This is a genomic window from Pectobacterium nicotianae (genome assembly GCF_023272715.1).
Lineage (GTDB): Bacteria > Pseudomonadota > Gammaproteobacteria > Enterobacterales > Enterobacteriaceae > Pectobacterium > Pectobacterium brasiliense.
Genome location: NZ_CP096821.1, coordinates 103109 through 121848, shown reverse-complemented (window position 1 = coordinate 121848; position 18740 = coordinate 103109). Strand labels below are relative to the sequence as shown.

18 protein-coding genes are annotated in these 18740 nt (G+C 54.2%); 9 read left to right on the top strand and 9 right to left on the bottom strand.

Annotated features, from left to right (window positions below):
- Positions 1 to 193: 193 nt before the first annotated feature.
- A complete protein-coding gene (panM, locus tag MYB54_RS00505) occupies positions 194 to 643 on the top strand; it encodes an aspartate 1-decarboxylase autocleavage activator PanM (RefSeq protein WP_039551671.1) in 450 nt (149 codons plus the stop codon).
- A gap of 64 nt (positions 644 to 707) precedes the next feature.
- On the opposite strand, the gene rpoH is transcribed toward panM, so the two are convergent.
- The 4 genes from rpoH to ftsY form a co-directional block, all read right to left on the bottom strand.
- A complete protein-coding gene (gene rpoH / locus MYB54_RS00500) occupies positions 708 to 1565 on the bottom strand; it encodes an RNA polymerase sigma factor RpoH (RefSeq protein WP_039275909.1) in 858 nt (285 codons plus the stop codon).
- Between the two features lie 355 nt (positions 1566 to 1920).
- Positions 1921 to 2889: a permease-like cell division protein FtsX gene (gene ftsX / locus MYB54_RS00495; protein ID WP_039281575.1), complete on the bottom strand. Its 969-nt coding sequence runs from the start codon at positions 2887 to 2889 to the stop codon at positions 1921 to 1923.
- Positions 2879 to 3550: a cell division ATP-binding protein FtsE gene (ftsE, locus tag MYB54_RS00490; protein WP_039281573.1), complete on the bottom strand. Its 672-nt coding sequence runs from the start codon at positions 3548 to 3550 to the stop codon at positions 2879 to 2881. The genes ftsX and ftsE overlap by 11 nt, the downstream gene beginning before the upstream one ends.
- 5 nt (positions 3551 to 3555) lie before the next feature.
- Entirely contained in the window at positions 3556 to 4995 is a 1440-nt protein-coding gene (gene ftsY, locus MYB54_RS00485; RefSeq protein WP_248721378.1) for a signal recognition particle-docking protein FtsY, read from the bottom strand.
- 349 nt (positions 4996 to 5344) lie between these two features.
- Here ftsY and rsmD point away from each other — a divergent pair, with 349 nt between their 5' ends.
- On the top strand, positions 5345 to 5920 hold the full coding sequence (gene rsmD / locus MYB54_RS00480) for a 16S rRNA (guanine(966)-N(2))-methyltransferase (RefSeq protein WP_248721377.1): 576 nt from the start codon (positions 5345 to 5347) through the stop codon (positions 5918 to 5920).
- A gap of 29 nt (positions 5921 to 5949) precedes the next feature.
- Positions 5950 to 6225, top strand: a complete 276-nt coding sequence (locus MYB54_RS00475) for a DUF1145 family protein (RefSeq protein ID WP_162274786.1) — start codon at positions 5950 to 5952, stop codon at positions 6223 to 6225.
- 88 nt (positions 6226 to 6313) lie between these two features.
- Here MYB54_RS00475 and MYB54_RS00470 read toward each other — a convergent pair whose 3' ends face one another.
- Entirely contained in the window at positions 6314 to 6634 is a 321-nt protein-coding gene (locus MYB54_RS00470) for a DUF1820 family protein (protein WP_010681394.1), read from the bottom strand.
- A gap of 191 nt (positions 6635 to 6825) precedes the next feature.
- Between MYB54_RS00470 and MYB54_RS00465 the strand changes: the two genes are divergently transcribed.
- On the top strand, positions 6826 to 7455 hold the full coding sequence (locus MYB54_RS00465; protein WP_010306582.1) for a lysoplasmalogenase: 630 nt from the start codon (positions 6826 to 6828) through the stop codon (positions 7453 to 7455).
- A 94-nt stretch (positions 7456 to 7549) separates the two neighbouring features.
- A complete protein-coding gene (locus MYB54_RS00460; protein WP_248721376.1) occupies positions 7550 to 9913 on the top strand; it encodes a zinc/cadmium/mercury/lead-transporting ATPase in 2364 nt (787 codons plus the stop codon).
- 59 nt (positions 9914 to 9972) lie between these two features.
- On the opposite strand, the gene tusA is transcribed toward MYB54_RS00460, so the two are convergent.
- The gene (tusA, locus tag MYB54_RS00455) at positions 9973 to 10215 is read right to left on the bottom strand and encodes a sulfurtransferase TusA (protein ID WP_012772835.1); all 243 of its coding nucleotides are present in this window, start codon (positions 10213 to 10215) and stop codon (positions 9973 to 9975) included.
- A gap of 216 nt (positions 10216 to 10431) precedes the next feature.
- On the opposite strand from tusA, the gene MYB54_RS00450 reads away from it, so the two are divergent.
- Complete coding sequence (locus MYB54_RS00450; RefSeq protein ID WP_039281561.1) at positions 10432 to 11109, top strand: 7-cyano-7-deazaguanine/7-aminomethyl-7-deazaguanine transporter; 678 nt, start codon at positions 10432 to 10434, stop codon at positions 11107 to 11109.
- A 187-nt stretch (positions 11110 to 11296) separates the two neighbouring features.
- The gene (locus tag MYB54_RS00445) at positions 11297 to 11863 is read left to right on the top strand and encodes a DcrB family lipoprotein (protein ID WP_014917056.1); all 567 of its coding nucleotides are present in this window, start codon (positions 11297 to 11299) and stop codon (positions 11861 to 11863) included.
- A 48-nt stretch (positions 11864 to 11911) separates the two neighbouring features.
- Here the strand turns inward: MYB54_RS00445 and MYB54_RS00440 are convergent, their stop codons facing one another.
- The gene (locus MYB54_RS00440; protein ID WP_039465471.1) at positions 11912 to 13108 is read right to left on the bottom strand and encodes an MFS transporter; all 1197 of its coding nucleotides are present in this window, start codon (positions 13106 to 13108) and stop codon (positions 11912 to 11914) included.
- A gap of 118 nt (positions 13109 to 13226) precedes the next feature.
- On the opposite strand from MYB54_RS00440, the gene yhjD reads away from it, so the two are divergent.
- Together yhjD and kdgK are read left to right on the top strand one after the other, a co-directional pair.
- Positions 13227 to 14243 carry an inner membrane protein YhjD gene (gene yhjD, locus MYB54_RS00435; RefSeq protein WP_039465473.1) on the top strand — a complete coding sequence of 339 codons (1017 nt, stop codon included), beginning with the start codon at positions 13227 to 13229 and terminating at the stop codon, positions 14241 to 14243.
- A 168-nt stretch (positions 14244 to 14411) separates the two neighbouring features.
- Positions 14412 to 15344, top strand: coding sequence for a 2-dehydro-3-deoxygluconokinase (gene kdgK, locus MYB54_RS00430; RefSeq protein ID WP_039281551.1), 933 nt, complete (start codon positions 14412 to 14414; stop codon positions 15342 to 15344).
- Between the two features lie 82 nt (positions 15345 to 15426).
- Here kdgK and MYB54_RS00425 read toward each other — a convergent pair whose 3' ends face one another.
- Positions 15427 to 16941 (bottom strand): M16 family metallopeptidase, encoded by a 1515-nt coding sequence (locus tag MYB54_RS00425; protein ID WP_248721375.1) that lies wholly within the window; start codon positions 16939 to 16941, stop codon positions 15427 to 15429.
- Positions 16942 to 17281: 340 nt separating this feature from the next.
- Positions 17282 to 18574: a dicarboxylate/amino acid:cation symporter gene (locus MYB54_RS00420; protein ID WP_205594844.1), complete on the bottom strand. Its 1293-nt coding sequence runs from the start codon at positions 18572 to 18574 to the stop codon at positions 17282 to 17284.
- Positions 18575 to 18740 lie beyond the last annotated feature (166 nt).

Sequence of the window (18740 nt, the reverse complement as noted above, 5' to 3'; positions counted from 1 at the left end):
AGATGCAAAAACCAGCATTCAATTTATATATAGTCAGATATTCTACTTTGTGCATTAATTGTTGATGGATTACTCGAAAAACAAAGAATGAGAAAAACATTTGCCCTATTAACCATAACGCTCAAATTACACAACTGATCCACTACAAAACAACTACATTATTCTTCACTCATATGATGGAGTGCCGATAAAAATGAAACTAGCCGTTGAATGCCTCACCCAATTCAGCCCTCAGGATAAAATTGATTTGGCAAAAATCTGGCCACATCAGAACATTGATTTATTAGAAGCGGGACTAAAACCGACTCGACGACTCTTTGCCGCGCGTTTTAACGATCGGTTACTCGGGGGAATGCTAGTCGAAATTGCGGGGGACTATGCAGAGCTGAGCGATCTGATGGTACGTGAAGTGACGCGCCGCCGGGGAGTAGGACAACTTTTGGTTGATGAGGCGCGCCGTCAGCTTCCTGAAGTGAACGAGTGGTGGCTGGCCACAGCGAATCATGCCGCGATCAAAGAGGACGTGCTGGCACGGTTTATGGTGTCCTGCGGATTCTCACCCGTATCCGGCGGCTGGCGCTATATTCGCAGAAAAGAAACGACGCTGATTCTTGACGAACTTAACCCAGATAAGCCGGACTGACCCCAGACAAAAACAAAACGACCGGGCATTACCCGGTCGCTACAGAAAGAGACGATGAGAGCGATTAGGCTTCTATCGCCGCTCGCAGTTTTTTCATCGCATTCTTTTCTAACTGACGCACACGCTCGGCGGAAACGCCGTATTGATCGGCCAGTTCCTGCAAGGTGGATTTGTTGTCATCATCCAACCAGCGGGCGCGAATAATGTGCTGGCTACGTTCATCCAGCCCTTCCAGCGCGTAGGTGAGCTTATCGGCCGCGTGCGTTTCCCAGTTATCTTCTTCAATGCCATCGGCAAAGTCAGACGATTTATCCTGTAGGTAAAGCATCGGCGACATCGCCTTGCCGTCGTGCGAATCTTCTTCCGGCGTCGGATCGAACGTCATGTCCTGCGCCGCCATGCGGGATTCCATCTCGCGCACGTCTTTGCTCGTCACGCCAAGCTCACGCGCGACCAATTCGACTTCATCCTGATTAAACCAGCCGAGGCGCGTTTTCGACTTACGCAGGTTAAAGAACAGCTTACGCTGTGCTTTAGTGGTCGCGACTTTCACGATACGCCAGTTACGCAGCACGTATTCATGAATTTCGGCTTTGATCCAATGCACGGCGAAAGAAACCAGACGCACGCCAACTTCAGGGTTAAAGCGACGTACCGCTTTCATCAGGCCGATGTTCCCTTCCTGAATCAGGTCCGCCTGCGGCAGGCCGTAGCCGGAATAGTTACGGGCAACATGAATAACAAAACGCAGGTGTGACAGAATCAGGTGCTTAGCCGCATCCAGATCGCCCTGATAATGCAGCCGTTCAGCCAGCGCCCGCTCTTCCTCCGCCGTCAGCATCGGATAGGCATTGGCGGCACGAATATACCCTTCCAGACTGCCCTGGGGAACTAAGGTGAAAGTTTGCATATCTTTGGTCATTCAACCCTCTCAGTTGCTCTACTCGTCATATTGCAGTTGGCTATCTTAGCACTGCTTCACCGCATCGTTCTGCGCGAAGATGGCAAAACACGGCACCTTAACGCTTATTTTATGAAAAACCCTAAAACCAGATTAATCAAATCCTAAAATCTGTCTATTCAGACTGTGATTTCGCTCGCAAGTTCCTCTCATTTTATTCACCTCATGCCAGAGATCAAGCAGGAGAAAAACGCATCACTCACACACGAGAAACCAAGGGGAAAACACAGCGGGGAGAACAAAGAAGAGATGTCGCTGAGGAGATTTCCCCTGCAATACGGTCTGAATTACAGGGGATAATTATACCAGAAAACGCTTACTGTGGTGTAAAACGGCGTAAATGTTGCACCGTTGCCAGCCAGGCGGCCAACCAGCCAATCATACCGGCGATTAACAGCAGCAGCAGGGATTCATCCCAGCTTAATCCTTTGACGGCAAACGTCGTACCGAAGACGGACGCCACCTGCGCCACCACGGCACCCAGCTTCCAGACCAGCGCCTGCGATAAAATCAGTGACAGCACCGCGCCGCCTACACCCATTGCCGCCCCACCATTCAGGAACGGACGCAGAATAAAGCCGTCTGTCGCCCCAATCAGCTTCATCACGTTGATGGTTTCACGGCGGCTGAAAATACTCAGGCGCACGCTGTTGCCGATCACCAAAAAGACGGCAACCACCATCAGGACGCCAATCGTCACGGAAATTTGTCCAACCAGATTGGTCAATGCCACCAGCCGCGCAAACCAGCTGTCATCCATCCGTACTTCATCCACGCCCTGCGTCGCCGCCACTCGGTCGCGCAGCGTCGTCAGCGTGGTGGAATCCTGAAAACTCATTTTCGGCGTGATAATCGCTACAGCTGGCAGCGGATTCTCTTCCAGCATATCGAGCGCGCCGCCAAAACCGGACCAGTTGCGGAATTCGCCCATCGCTTCATTGCGCGACAGGTAATTGACTTTATCAACGCCCTCTTCAGATTGAAGCTGCGTGATCACCGCCTGCGCCGCGTTGTCATCCAGCGATTTATCCAGATACACCGTCAGCTGCGGCGAGGGATACCACTGTGTGGCTGCCTGACTGACGTTTTTCCATACCAGATAGCAGATGCTGGGCAACGCCAACGAAATAGCGATGACCATGATAGTCAGAAAGGTCGCCAGCGGCTGCCGCAGCATATCAGCCAGCGTATTCATCCAGGCATAGCGCCACTGTTCCTGCCAGCCGCCGCGCAGCGCTTTGGCTTTTGCGACAGGCTTTTTCGCATTACGGACGTTATTCGCCATTGTGGTTTCCCCCCACCATGCGGCCATCCGACAACGTCAGCACACGGTAATTACGGCGGGCGATCAGCCCAGTGTCATGCGTCGCCATCAGAACGGTAACGCCAACGCGATTGAATTCTTCAAACAGGCGCAAAATGCCTTCTGACAGCGCTTCGTCCAGGTTGCCGGTCGGTTCATCCGCCAGCAATACGGCGGGTTTGTTCACCACCGCGCGCGCAATGCCAACGCGCTGCTGCTCACCACCGGACAGCTGGATAGGGTAGTTTTTCGCTTTATCCAGCAGGCCAACCTTGTCCAGCGCGGCGGATACCCGACGACGGATATCCTCACTGCTGGCACCCGCGATGATGAGCGGCATCGCGACGTTGTCATAGACCGTGCGTTCCATCAGCAGGTGGTGATCCTGAAAGATCATGCCGATCTGGCGCCGCAGGAACGGAACTTCGCGTTTTTTCAGGCGGCTGATATTGTGGCCGCCAAAAAAAATCTGACCCGCGCTGGGACGTTCAATGCCACAAATCAGTTTCAGCAGGGTACTTTTCCCTGCGCCGGAATGGCCGGTCAGGAACGCCATTTCCGCGGGGCGCAGATGGAAATCCACCCCTTGTAATGCCTGACGCCCACCGAGGTAAGCTTTACTGACCTGTTCAAAACGAATCATCCGTTTTAATCCTCTCGGGCAAAAAGTGCCTCAATAAAATCGTCGGCCTTGAATGGCCGTAAATCTTCAATACCTTCACCTACCCCAATATAGCGGATAGGAATAGCGAACTGGTCGGCAATGGCGAAAATCACCCCGCCTTTCGCGGTACCGTCCAGCTTAGTTAAGGTAATACCCGTCAGCCCAACCGCTTCATTAAACAGCTTGGCCTGACTCACTGCGTTCTGCCCGGTGCTCGCATCCAGCGTCAGCATCACTTCATGCGGCGCGTCTTCGTCCAGCTTCTTCATCACGCGCACAATCTTTTTCAGCTCTTCCATCAGGTGCGCTTTGTTCTGCAAGCGGCCGGCGGTGTCCGCGATCAGGACATCAACGCCGCGCGCTTTCGCTGCCTGAATCGCATCGAAAATCACCGATGCCGAATCCGCACCCGTATGCTGTGCGACCACCGCCACGTTATTGCGCTGTCCCCAGACCTGAAGCTGCTCGACCGCCGCCGCACGGAAGGTATCCCCCGCTGCCAGCATCACGGATTTGCCCTGCGCCTGGAACTGACGTGCCATTTTCCCGATGGTGGTGGTTTTACCCACGCCATTAACGCCAACCATCAGAATGACATACGGCGTTTTGCCTTCGATATTCAGCGGGGCGTCCACCTTAGCAAGAATCTCCGCCATTTCTTCTTTCAGCTTCACAAAAAGCGTATCAGCATCTTTCAGTTGGCGGCGGCTGGCGTGTTCTGTCAGGCTGCCGATGATCTTACGGGTCGTCTCGACCCCGACATCCGCAACCAGCAGTTGTTCTTCCAGTTCATCAAACAGATCGTCGTCGATTTTCTTACCGCGAAACAATCCGATAAATCCTGAACCGAGGTTCTGGCGCGTTTTTACCAGACTGCGTTTCAGGCGAGCGAAGAAACCTTCTTTCGTTGGACGTTCCTGCTCTTGCGCCACAGCAGGCACATCATCTGGCTGCGCAGGTTCTGGTTCTTCGTATTCTTGCTCTTCCTGCTGCGCAACGTCCGGCTCAGCATTAGCCACCACCGCGCTGTCGGCGATCTCGGTCTGTACGATCGGATCGACGACATCCCGATCGAGAACGTCATGATCGATCGCGTCACGATCGTCTGTTTCAGAAATAATGGGGGCCGATACAGCTGATTCAGCCACAGCGACGGTCGGTTCGTCAGTCGCTGCGGTAACGTCACGCTCGGCGGCAGGTTGGATCAGCTCTTCCGCTTCAACCTTGATCTCTTCTTCAACGACAGGCGCTTCCGGCAGCGGTTTCTCTACCTGCTCCGGCGCGTGCTCAACGGTCTGGTGAGCCGATGCAGCAGCATCCGACTCCGTCGCTGACGGCTGCTCTTGCGGCTGTTCCTGTTGTTTCTCTTCCTGTTTCCCTAATCCCAGCCAGGAAAAAAAACCGCGCTTCTTTTCTTTTGACATGTGCGATCGCGCTCCACGCTGCTCACCGCAGCGAATCAATCAATGAAAATCATATTTAAACAATAAGTTTAACACTTTCCTGCCGACAGCAACACGCAGCCAACGGGGGCAATGACGGACAATTCTCGGCGCTGCCGACAATCTTCGTAACGAAAGGCAATGTCCGTAACGAAGTGTGTCAAACGCTGCGCGTTATCGAAAGCCCGTAGATAGCACAAAATTTTGGGTTAAGCGCTTTAACACCCATCTTAACATTCCCTCTACACGTAACCGCCGCTAGAATAGCGCCAGAAATTTCCTGCCCGTATCCACACCACGATGATGCGGCACAACAATAACCCTGTGAGCTATGGCTAAAAAAAATGCATCGTCAGCCGCCGGACAAATCCGAATCATCGGTGGTCAATGGCGCGGCAGAAAACTTCCGGTTCCTGATAGCCCCGGTTTACGTCCCACTACCGATCGCGTGCGGGAAACGCTGTTTAACTGGCTGGCTCCCGTCATTCAACAGGCACGCTGTCTGGACTGCTTTGCCGGCAGCGGCGCGCTCGGGCTGGAAGCCTTATCCCGTTATGCCGCACACGCCACGTTATTGGAGATGGATCGTGCAGTCGCGCAGCAGTTAACGCAAAATCTGGCACTGCTTCGGGCGGAACACGCCGAGGTGGTCAATACGGATGCCCTGAGCTGGCTGGCGAAGCCGGGCACGCCGTTTGACGTCGTGTTTCTCGATCCACCGTTTCGCAAAGAGCTGCTGAACAACACGCTCGCGCTGCTGGAACAACAGGGTTGGCTGGCACCCGATGCATGGATTTACGTAGAAACCGAGGCGGAAAATGCGCAGCTGACTATCCCGGAAAATTGGCAACTGCACCGTGAGAAAATTGCGGGTCAGGTCGCCTACCGTTTATACATTCGTCAATGAGCTTCTCAGCAACGTAAGGGTAAGAGATGATTTTGATTAACCTTGGCAGGCTATTGATGCTGGGCGTGTGGGGATTTCTGCTGCTTAACCTGATTCAGCCATTTCCCAAGCCGTTGAATATTTTCATGACCGTGGCGATGGTGTTTATGATCCTGATGCATGGTTTTCAGCTGCTGCTGTTAAAATCCAGCCAGCCGAAGGACAGCCCCGCGCTGAGCCGCGCGCTTCAGGCACGCATTTTCCTTTTTGGCGTGTTTGAACTGCTGGCGTGGCAGAAAAAGCAGCCTAAGCCACCGAAGTCGTAATCGCTACCTCTGCTGGGGCACAATCCGAATTGAGGCACAATGCGAATAAAGCGTGTGCCCTTTCGCTCAAAGGACACGCGCCGCAAAATCAGGGTTTCTTGCCGGGAAGATAGGGGAATGCGGTAACGTTGTCGCCTAAATCAGAAATGCGCGCGCTGCCTTTTTCCGTCACGGCATCAATGCGAATGATCGCCTGTAGAGGAATGAAGCTGCGGCTAACGCCGGAGAATTCCGTTTTCAGTTTCTCGGTTGACGGGTCAACCAGCACCGTAGACTGGCTATCAAACACGAAGTCGGCAATTTCAATAAAACCGAAAAGGCTGCTCTGCACCAACTCACGCACGTAAAGCTGGTAATTCTTACCGTTATTTATAAATTGAATACGATAAAGCGCGGATTCATTACTCATTCAACACAATGCTCCCTTCGAGACTTCACGGCGCCCATTTACAATAAAAACAGGCGATAACATACCATGAAGCTCACAGAAGTCGCATCCGTCTCGCCCTGTGTTGTTTAACTTCCCCACAATCCCCTACACTGAATAAAGAACGGTTTATTTTTATCCTGACACAAACAAAAACACAAAAAGGACACGCTATGCTTTGGTCATTTATTGCTGTGCTTTTTTCTGGTTGGTTGTATGTGGACGCCAGCTACCGTGGTCCAACGTGGCAACGTTGGTTATTCAAACCGGTCACGATGCTACTGCTGCTGGCTCTGGCCTGGCAGACACCGCTGCTTGGCGTGCCGGGCTATCTGATTGTGCTGGGGCTACTGGCAACGCTGGTCGCAGACACCCTGCTGTTGCTGCCAACTCAGCGCCTGCTTTACGCGTTTGGCGCTTATTTCCTCTCCCATCTGCTGTACACCATTAGCTTTTTTACCGGACAGATTTCACTCACGTTCTTTTGGCCGCTGGCATTAACGCTCGTCATTCTGGCCGCGATCCTGATCGCGATTATCTGGGGACGATTGGAAGCACAGCGTTGGCCCGCCTGCGCATTCATCATCATGACGACGTTAATGGTCTGGATTGCTGGCGAGCGGTATTTTGCGCTGGGGACAAACGCGAATTTCTCCCTGCTGACGGGCACCGTGCTGCTGTTTATCGCCCATGCGGCCTGGCTGATTCACCATTACCGTTTTCCATTCCGTGCCCATCAGGCGATTGTGGCAGCGGGCTATTTTGGCGGCCATTTCCTGATCGTTCGCTCCCTCTATTTCTGACGTTGACGCCGCTCACGAAAATCTGGCTAAGCATTGAGCGGCGGTGTAAAGTTCCTGATGAGAATGGCTATCACTAATAACCCAGGAGGAAGACATGCACTCTCATCAGCACCACAGCACTGAGAAATCAGCCTGCTGCAATAACAGCGTTCACCACGCGCCACGCAGTGCGCCATCCCGTACTAAAAGCTGCTGCAACGAGCACACCCAGCATTCAAACCACGCCGACCACAGCTGTTGTTCAACCAAACACACGTCTGACGCCGTAGTACAGAGCGCGTGTGGCACAGATCAGTCGTCGTCAGACAGCGGCGGTAGCGCGGATTCAGACGACCCCGACGGCGGAGACAGCGACAGGCCCCGATCCCACCAGCGTTTCAGCTGGAAAATCAGCGGGATGGATTGTCCCAGCTGCGCACGTAAAATCGAAAATGCAGTAAAAAATCTCACCGGAATTGAACAAGCTAAAGTGCTGTTCGCCACCGAAAAATTGGTTGTTGATGCCAACACCGATATTCGATTTCAGGTTCAACATGCCGTTCAGCAAGCGGGCTTCGCCTTGCAGGACACAGAACTCCCCCTCGCGCCACCCGACACCTCGACCGTACGTCGTTTCGTGCATGAATATGGTTTCTTAATACTTTTCACTCTGCTGGCTGCTGCAAGCTGGGGACTTTCCCTGCTAAGCGAGCGCGGCGGGCAGATCGCGTTTATCGCGACCACCATTATCGGGCTGATTCCGATACTGAAGAAAACGGTGCAGCTCATTCGCACGGGTACACCCTTCGCGATTGAAACGCTGATGAGCGTGGCTTCCATCGGGGCGCTCTTGATTGGCGCCACCACCGAAGCCACCGTCATCCTGCTGCTGTTTATGCTGGGCGAACATCTGGAATCTTACGCGGCAAACCGCGCGCGACGTGGCGTAACGGCGCTGATGGCGCTGCTTCCCGAAGATGCCACGGTCGTCGGCAACGGGCAGCGACGCCTCGTTCCCGTCGCCAGTCTGGTTCCCGGTGACGTGATTGAAGTCGCCCCCGGTGGGCGGCTCCCCGCCGATGCGGAGCTCTTAAACAGCGACGCCAGCTTTGATGAAAGCGCGCTGACCGGTGAATCAGTTCCCGTTGAACGTACGCCCGGTGAGAAAATTGCCGCAGGCAGCCTGTGCGTCGATCGGGTCGTGCAGCTGCGGGTGGTGTCGCAGCCGGGCAACAGCGCGATCGACCGCATTCTGCAACTGATCGAAGAAGCGGAAGAGCGCCGTGCGCCGATAGAGCGCTTCCTCGATAAATTTAGCCGCTATTACACGCCAGCCATCATGCTGCTGTCGCTGCTGGTGATTCTGGTGCCGCCGTTGCTGCTGGCGCAGCCGTGGCAAGAGTGGATTTATCGCGGCCTGACGCTGTTGTTAATCGGCTGTCCGTGTGCGCTGGTGATCTCAACGCCTGCGGCGATTACGTCCGGGCTAGCCGCCGCAACGCGCCGTGGAGCGCTGATTAAAGGTGGCGCGGCGCTGGAATCGCTGGGCAGCATCAAGACTATCGCGTTCGATAAAACGGGCACGCTGACGGAAGGCAAGCCGCAGGTGACGGACGTATTGCCCGCCGAGGGCGTGAGCGCAACGGCGCTGCTGATGCGCACCGCTGCCGTGGAGTCCGGTTCGCACCATCCGCTTGCCAAAGCGATCGTCCAGCATGCGCGATCCAGCAGCACGTTCCTGCCAATGGCGGAAAACCGCAAAGCACTGGCAGGGGTCGGCGTGGAAGGCACGATTGGCGGCAAGCGGATTCAGGTCAGCGCGCCGACTCGTGTCGCGTCCGATCTGCTTGATGCCGACTGGTTGCAACGGGTTGAGGCGCTGGAAAACGAAGGGAAAACCGTCGTAGTGGTGCAAGAGGACGATAACCTGCTCGGCGTGCTGGCGTTGAGCGATACGCTACGTCACGATGCGCGTGAAGCGCTGGATGCCTTACAGCAGTTGGGGATTCGTGGCGTGATGCTCACGGGCGATAATCCCCGCGCGGCGGCGGCGATTGCGGCGACATTAGGGATCGATTACCGCGCCAGCCTGCTCCCCGCCGATAAGGTCACGGCGGTCAGCGAATTGAGTCAGCAGCATCCCGTGGCGATGGTCGGCGACGGCATCAACGACGCACCGGCGATGAAAGCCGCAACGATCGGGATTGCGATGGGAAGCGGTACGGATGTGGCACTGGAGACGGCCGATGCAGCCTTAACGCACAGCCGTCTGACCGGGCTGGCGGCAATGATTAGCCTGTCGCGGGCGACGCAACGCAATATTCGCCAGAACATTACCATCGCACTGGGGCTGAAAGCGGTATTTCTGGTCACCAGTATTCTTGGCATTACCGGGCTGTGGCTCGCCGTGCTGGCGGATTCCGGCGCAACCGCGCTGGTCACCGCTAACGCGTTGCGGCTCTTGAGAAAACAGGACTAATCGTAGTCTACGGTGCGCGGTGCAACGCCGCGCACCTGCGGCTGGAAGTATGACGAGTATTACCCTTTGCGCAGCAGATACCGATAGGGAAGCTGTTCGGTCTCCTGCGCCAGAAGCTCATGCTCCATGAACACGCAAAAACCGGGAATATCGCGGGTGGTGGCCGGATCGTCGGCAATAATCAGCAGCGTTTGCCCGGTTTCCATCTGGCGTACCGTCTTACGCACCATCATTACAGGTTCAGGGCAGCGCAGTCCCTGTGCATCAAGGGTTTTATCCGGGTTGGTAAAGGGATCGGTCATCAACGTTCTCAGTACAGGAATCAAAAAACCGCCTTAGTTTACGCTGAGGATTTCCCGACGCAAGCGACGACAACGTTTGCGCAGAAAACAACCATCTTTTCCTGGCAAAACACATTGCATTAACGAAGCAATTGCGTATTATGCCGCCGCGTTGCAGCATAAATCTGCACGTTATCTCTTGGGTTCCCTAACCCCAATAACCAAAAAGGTCACATTATGTATCGTTTTACTCCCCAGCAGCGGCTTACGGCGCTGATCTGGCTATCGTTGTTCCATGTCCTGATCATTACGTCGAGTAATTATCTGGTCCAGCTCCCGGTATTGATTTTCGGTTTTCATACCACCTGGGGCGCGTTTACCTTCCCGTTTATTTTTCTGGCAACTGACCTGACGGTACGGGTTTTCGGTGCGCCGCTGGCGCGTCGTATCATTCTGACCGTGATGGTGCCCGCTCTGGTCATTTCCTATCTGGTGTCGAGCCTGTTTTATCAGGGATCGTGGCAGTCGTTCGAGGCATTAAGTCAGGTGAATATCGTCGTGGCGCGCATCGCCTGCGCCAGCTTCATGGCTTATGTTCTCGGCCAGATTCTGGATGTTCACGTCTTCAACCGCCTGCGCCAGAAACGCGCGTGGTGGGTCGCGCCGGCTGTGTCGACCGTATTTGGTAATTTCAGCGATACGCTGGCCTTTTTCTTCATTGCGTTTTACCGCAGCACCGATGCCTTCATGGCGGCAAACTGGGTTGAAATCGCGATGGTGGATTATGCCTTCAAGCTGTTGATCAGCCTGGCCTTCTTCCTGCCGATGTACGGCGTCATGCTGAACATGGTGCTCAAACGTCTGAGCGAGCAGAAAGGCACACCCGACTATCACTCCGTCAGCAGCCACCATTAATGCCAATCAGGCGGCCATTTGCGCCGCCTTTTCTCATCAAGTCACTCATCGTTTTGTAAAAATAACGCAGGTACTAACAACGGTTTGCAACAACAAAATGCTTGTTTTTGCTATCTGAATAGGGTGCCATACTGTTATTACCTGTTTAAAACGATTATCTGTTTCAAAAACGAGAGAAAGGGATCCCATGTCGAATGTAATCAAATACCTCGGTGTCGGCTTGCTTGTCGGCCTGCTTGCTGCCTGTGATGGCAAAACGGATGACGCTGCAAAAGCGGGCGCACAAGATAAACCTGCCGCAGAAGCCAGCGCAGGTCAGAATATTGAATTAATGGAAGGCAAGATCGCGTTTACTCTGCCGGCTGACATGCGTGACCAGAGTGGAAAAGTGGGAACGCAGGCGAACAACATGCACGTTTACGCCAATGATAATGGGCAGAAAGCGGTCATCGTGATTCTGGGCGACAACACCACAGAAGAGTTGACCGTGCTGACGCAGCGCCTGGAAGATCAACAGCGCACGCGTGATGCCAACCTCCAGGTTGTCACCAACAAGACCATCGATGTTGACGGTAAGAAGCTGCAACAGCTCGACAGCATTATCACCAGCAGTGGACAACAGGCTTATTCCTCTGTCGTGCTGGGCAAAGTGGAAAACCAACTGCTGACCCTACAGATCACACTGCCAGCCAGCAATCAACAGCAGGCACAGAGTGAAGCTGAAGGCATCATCCACACCCTGAAGCTGAAATAATCGGTGTTATCGTCGGACAGTAGCCACCAAGGTGGTTACTGTCATTCTCTATACGTTAACGATCCTCTGGGTCAGCCGCCACGTCAGTGCCAGACCGCATAGCCCTAGCAGCGCCGCCGCCAGATAAATAGAGGCGATGCCGGTATAGGCCATCAGCACGCCCGCCACCGGTCCGACGATGCCCAGCGATAAATCGAGAAATATCGTATAGGTTGCCAGTGCGCTACCCTGATTCTGCGGCGATACGGCCTGAACGGCGACAACACCTAATGCCGGGAACACCAGAGAGAAACCCGCCCCCGCGAGGAATGCACCAACTTCCGCCATCAGCGGCTGCGTCGCTCCCCAGACCAGCAATAACCCGACGATCTCAACCACGAAGCACGCCATCGCCACGCGCAGCCCACCAAACCGTTGAATACTGTTAGGAAACACCAATCGTGCACCGACAAAGGCACAGCTGAAAATGGTTAGCGTCAGCGCCGCGCCTTCCCAATTCCGGTCAGCATAAAACAGCGTGATGAAGGTGGCGATCACACCAAAACCCGCAGAGGCGATCGCCAGAATAATGCCGTAAACCCAGACTTTCCCCAGCACTTCGCGGAAGGGAATCTTTTTCCCCGGTGCGACCTGCACCGCCGGACGCGGCAGCGCGAGGACAATCGCCACGGCTGCGATCAGGATAATGCATACGGAAAGCAGTTTTAGCCCACCGATATGGTTGAGCCAGACGCCGAGCGGTGCGCCAATCGCCATCGCGCCATAGGTGGCAATGCCATTCCATGAAATCACACGCCCGATGTGTCGGGAACCAACCACACCGACGCCCCAGAGCGTTGCACCGGTACCGGCAAAGCTCTGTCCGGCTCCCAGCACGATACGCCCGAGACACAACAACAGCAGCGTGATTGCAGGCGAGGCGTCGCTAAAGGCGGCAATCAGGTAGAACACCCCGCTCAGCATGACGCCAGCCAACCCCCAGACGACGATTTTCTTCGGTCCTTTTTCGTCGGCGCTGCGGCCCGCATGCGGGCGGCTCAGTAGCGTGGAGAAGTATTGCAGGCTGATCACCAGCCCGGCCCAGAATGCACTGTAGCCAAGGTGATCGTGCACATACCCCGGCAGCACCGCCAACGGCAGGCCGATATTCAGATAGCTGGCGAAGTTGAACGCCACAATCGAAACGATGCGCAGATTAAGGCGCAGACCGCTCAGCGCCGGTTCGGATGGGGAAGGTGTTGGCATGGAAAATTCACTCGCTTAACGTCCGTGTATGACGTACGTTCAGAAAAACATCGAAAAGTAACATTCTTATATTGTTGGTTATAATCAAACTTATAATCCCGAACACAGGAGAAACGCAATGCCTGTACCGGCAGATCCGGAGCGCCAGTCAACATCGTCAACCCCAGAAGGGGATAAATCACCACAGAAACCCCTTTCGTTTCTGGGCAAGAGTAAGCGTCTGGTCGCCCGTATTCAGGCGATCCCCAGCGTGGCGCACCTGATTCGCGCAGGCGAACGTTTCAACGATCGGATGGGCAACCAGTTTGGCGCGGCCATTACCTATTTTTCCTTTCTGTCGCTGATCCCGATTCTCATGGTGTCTTTTGCCGCCGTGGGTTTCGTGCTGGCCTCCAACCCTGACCTGCTGACGGAGTTGATTAACCGTATCGTCAACAGTATCAGCGATCCTAACCTGGCCAATACGCTGAAAAGTACCGTTAACACCGCCGTACAGCAGCGTACTACCGTGGGGATTACCGGTTTGCTGATCGCACTCTATTCCGGCATCAGTTGGATGGGAAACCTGCGTGAGGCGATTCGCGCCCAGTCGCGTGACGTATGGGAACGGAACCCGAAAGATGAAGAGAAGATTTACTTTCAGTACACGCGGGATTTCCTGTCTCTGACCGGTCTGGTCATTGCGCTGATCATTACACTTTTCCTGACCTCCGTTGCTGGCACCGCGCAGAACATGATTGTGACCGCGCTGGGGCTGGATGGCATCGAGTGGTTGCGCCCCGCGTTGACGCTGATTGCCCTGTCCATCTCCATCTTCGCCAACTATCTGTTATTCCTGTGGATATTTTTCGTTTTACCGCGCCATAAACCCAAACGCAAAGCGCTCTTTCGCGGCACGCTAATCGCCGCCGTGGGCTTTGAAGTGATCAAGTTCGCGATGACCGTCGCGCTGCCTAAACTGGCCAGCTCACCTTCCGGTGCCGCGTTCGGTTCGGTCATTGGCCTGATGGCGTTCTTCTATTTCTTCGCGCGTTTGACGCTCTTCTGCGCCGCCTGGATCGCCACGGCGAACTACAAAGGCGACACCTCGACGGATAAGAATGAGCAAGAGAAAGCGCCCCCCTCCGATCGCTAAAAGCAGCGTGAAAGCACTGGTTTTCCGATCTGCGTCATGAAAAAATAAAACATCGTTTCAAGGCTATTGACTCAGTCTCGCGTAATGTTGAGACTGACGTTAATTTCCGCATTTTTTATACCCAATAAACATCAGGTGCAGGGTACCTTTTCAAACAGGCCAAAAGTGATGACAACTACTAACATTGCCGTAATCGGCGAATGCATGATCGAACTGTCGCAGAAGGGCACGGATCTTAACCGTGGATTTGGCGGCGATACGCTGAACACTGCCGTTTACATTGCCCGTCAGGTAAACGCTGATAAGCTGGGCGTACATTACGTGACCGCGCTCGGCACCGATAGCTTCAGTACCGAGATGGTTGCCGCCTGGCAGAAAGAAGGGGTGAAAACCGACCTGATTCAGCGACTGGACAACAAGCTGCCCGGTTTATACTTCATTGAAACCGACGATAGCGGCGAGCGTACATTCTACTATTGGCGTAATGATGCCGCAGCCCGCTACTGGCTGGACAGCCCGGAAGCAGAAAAAATCGGTCAGTCGCTGGCACAGTTTGACTATCTCTACCTGAGTGGTATCAGTCTGGCGATTCTGAACCCAGAAAGCCGTCAGCGTCTTCTCGCCCTGCTGCGCGCCTGCCGCGCCAACGGCGGTAAAGTGATTTTTGATAACAACTACCGCCCGCGTCTGTGGCAGAGCAAAGAAGAAACGCAGCAGGCCTACACCGACATCCTGTCCTGTACCGATATCGCTTTCCTGACACTGGATGACGAAGACATGCTGTGGGGCACGCAGCCGCTGGAAGCGGTGCTGGATCGGACGCACGGTTTGGGCGTTAACGAAGTGGTCATCAAACGCGGTGCCGATTCCTGTATTGTGTCTGAACGCGGACAAGAGCTGGTTGATGTCCCGGCGATCAAATTGCCAAAAGAGAAAGTGGTCGATACTACCGCCGCAGGCGACTCTTTCAGCGCAGGTTATCTGGCAGTACGTCTGAACGGCGGCAGCACGCAGGAAGCCGCACAGCGCGGTCACCTGACAGCCAGCACGGTCATTCAATACCGTGGCGCAATTATCCCGCTAGAGGCAATGCCTGCATAAACAGGCTGTCGCGTAATAATAAGTAAAAGGCCGCAATTGCGGCCTTTTCTATTTACTGATTAATGAGTTACTGATTAACGAATTACTGTGCGGCGGGTGCCGTTTCCTGCGGTTTCGTTCCTTCAGGAATGGCCCCTTCCGGCGCAGCCGCGGCGCTGGCAACCGGCTCGGTCGCCGGTGTCATAATCCGGTCGTAGGCTTCCTGTAACGCTTTCATATTCGCTTCCGGTTCACCGGGCTGTTGAATCAACATCAGCGTCGTATCCTGTACCAGCTGCTGGTGCAGTTCCTGATTCAGCATATCGAGCGTCAACGCGGACAGATAGGTCTGGCGCAGTTTCTGATACTGCTCGGGAGAAATATCTACGACGCCATTCTGCTGGGAGCGCAGTCGCTGATCCATCAGGATGTCCGTGCTGGTCCGCGCATAGGTCGCAAACAGCTTGTTCAGCTCGTCCGTCTTGCGCGCAATCAGCGCATCAAACTCTTGCTGCGTCAGCCCTTTTTCACGCAGCGTCGCCAACTCACGCGCCATAAACGTCACGCCCGGCTCAACGCCCTCACTATTCGGGACATCCATATGAATCGCGCACTGAGAACGGGTATAAAACACATTGCAGTCGAAGCGGAGATTGTTGCTCTTCAGCGGGCTCTTCTCCAGCGCCTGCTGTAGGTGCCAGAACATCGCTTCCCGCGTCATATCGCCCAGCCAGTAGCGAACCAGCGCCTGCGATTCACGAATCGGGTGCCACGGAGCATCCCACATCAGCGACAGCGTATCCTGCTGGACGTTGTTATTCATCAGGCTGATCGCCTGCGGCGGTAGCGGGCTCAGTGTCGGCAACGGCGCGGGCGCTTCACGTTTCCCTTCCAGCGGGGAGAAGGCTTTCCCGATCTGCTCGATCACGCTGCGGTTATCCACATGACCGACGATGTAGAGCGTCATCGCATCTGGCGTGTACCAGGTTTTATAAAACTGCTGGAGCTGCTCGCCATTCAACGGCGGTTTGACGTCCTGAGCAGGATCGTGCGCCAACAGAGGCGAGCCTTTCAGACGATAGCGCCAGCTCGGATCCTGTGGATTAATCGGAAAGGTTGCTACCTGATCGGGCACCTTCAGCGCGGCCTGTAGGCTTTTTTCGTCGAACGTCATCTGCCCTGCGCTTTCCGCAAGCCACGTCAGCGCTTCTTTCAGCAGTTCGGGGCGATTATTCGGCAAACTCAGGTTATACGACGTGAAGTCATACGAGACAATGACCGGAGGCAGGACGCGTGAGCTGTTAGCATCCCGCATCCACATAGAAGGCTGCTGGGCGGCAGACAGCTTATCGCCGGGCGCTAAGGCCAGACGGGGAAGAAAATGAGCAAAACCTACCTGCTGGGCGTTTTCCAGCAGCGACCCGGCATTCACAACCAGACGCAGCTCAACCCGATCGCCGGGGCGCTGTGGTGTGGTTAATAACTGCCAGGTAAAACCATTATCAAGCTTACCCTGCTGCCAGGCAGGATCGGGCTGTAGTGCTTCAGCCTGCACGCCGCTGCTGACCACAGCCAGCAACAAACCACCAACGAAAAGCGCCTTTTTGGTGCCCTGCATGTGAACCCCTACTCATAGCTATCCAACATAATAATGTGGTTATTGTTGATCATTATGGTGGCCTTGCGTCTGCCACCGCACACTCTCGTGGATATATCACGGAAAAAATTAAAGACGCGAAGTGTACCATTCCCTTGGACAGCGCGCTTTTGTCTATGTCACTCCAGAAGACGAAATAATCTGCAAAAAAGGTAAAAATAGTCATATTTAACAATATTTTTACGTTTCAGGGCGGGTAAGAAAAGGAAGGGAAACGGTTTGGTTCGAGGTGTTGGCAGACAAAAAATTCCCCACGGGGCGTTAACGCCGTGGGGAACTGATTTAGAAAACCGTATCGGAATTATGACTGTGCAGTCGGTGTAATCCCATTATCGTTCTTGTTGGTGCCAGACAGCTCAGCATCCAGTTTCTTCTCGTCCAGCTCGCGGCAGTATTTTGCTACCACGATGGTCGCCACACCGTTACCAATCAGGTTGGTCAGCGCACGGGCTTCTGACATAAAGCGGTCAATACCCAGAATCAACGCCAGACCGGCAACTGGCAGGTGGCCCACGGCAGACAGCGTTGCCGCCAGCACGATGAATCCACTTCCCGTCACGCCCGCTGCACCTTTAGAGGACAGCAGCAGTACCACCAGCAGGGTAATCTGATGCCAGATATCCATGTGGCTATTGGTCGCCTGAGCGATAAATACCGCGGCCATTGTCAGATAGATGGAGGTGCCATCCAGGTTGAACGAGTAGCCGGTAGGAATAACCAGACCAACGACCGATTTTTTACAACCGACCTTCTCCATCTTCTCCAGCATACGTGGCAGCACGGATTCAGAAGAGGATGTGCCCAGTACGATCAGCAGTTCTTCACGGATGTAGCGAATGAATTTGAAGATACTGAAGCCCGTCGCTCTGGCAATACTGCCCAACACCAGGAACACAAACAGAACACAGGTGATGTAGAAGCAAGCGATCAGTTGCCCCAGTTGTATCAGCGTACCGACACCATATTTACCGATGGTGAAGGCCATTGCACCGAACGCACCCAGCGGAGCCAGTTTCATGATCATGTTAATGACGCCGAAAATGACCTTGGAGAAGCTGTCGATCACGTCAAAAATCACTTTGCCTTTTGGCCCTAAGCGGTGCAGCGCAAAGCCAAACATCACAGCAAACAGCAGAACCTGCAAGATATTACCGCTGGCAAACGCACCGACCACACTCGCCGGAATCACGTCCATCAGGAACGGAATAAGACCCTGTTGCGAAGCCTGTTGGGTATAAACCGCCACCGCAGACGCATCAAGCGTACTTGGGTCGATGTTCATGCCCACGCCAGGTTGCACCACGTTAACCACGACCAGGCCGATAATCAGCGCAATCGTACTCACGATTTCAAAATACAGCAGGGCGACCGCACCAGTACGACCGACCGACTTCATACTTTCCATGCCTGCGATACCGGTGACTACCGTACAGAAGATAACCGGCGCAATAATCATTTTAATTAATTTAACAAACCCATCGCCCAGCGGCTTCATTTGCTCGCCAAGCTGGGGGTAGAAATGCCCCAACAGTATCCCTATTGTAATGGCGGCAAGAACTTGAAAATAAAGACTTTTAAAAATTGATGTTTTCATACATACGTCCTATGGTGGGGAAAACACAGGAGGGGAATAGGGTACGAAAATGCCGCCTGTGATTGCGCCGGAAAGTAACATTGCAATAACAAGCTGAGAATGTTTTATAAGTTTAGTTTGTGAACGACAGGTTAAAAACAAGAGCTGAATCACGTCAGCAGGAATT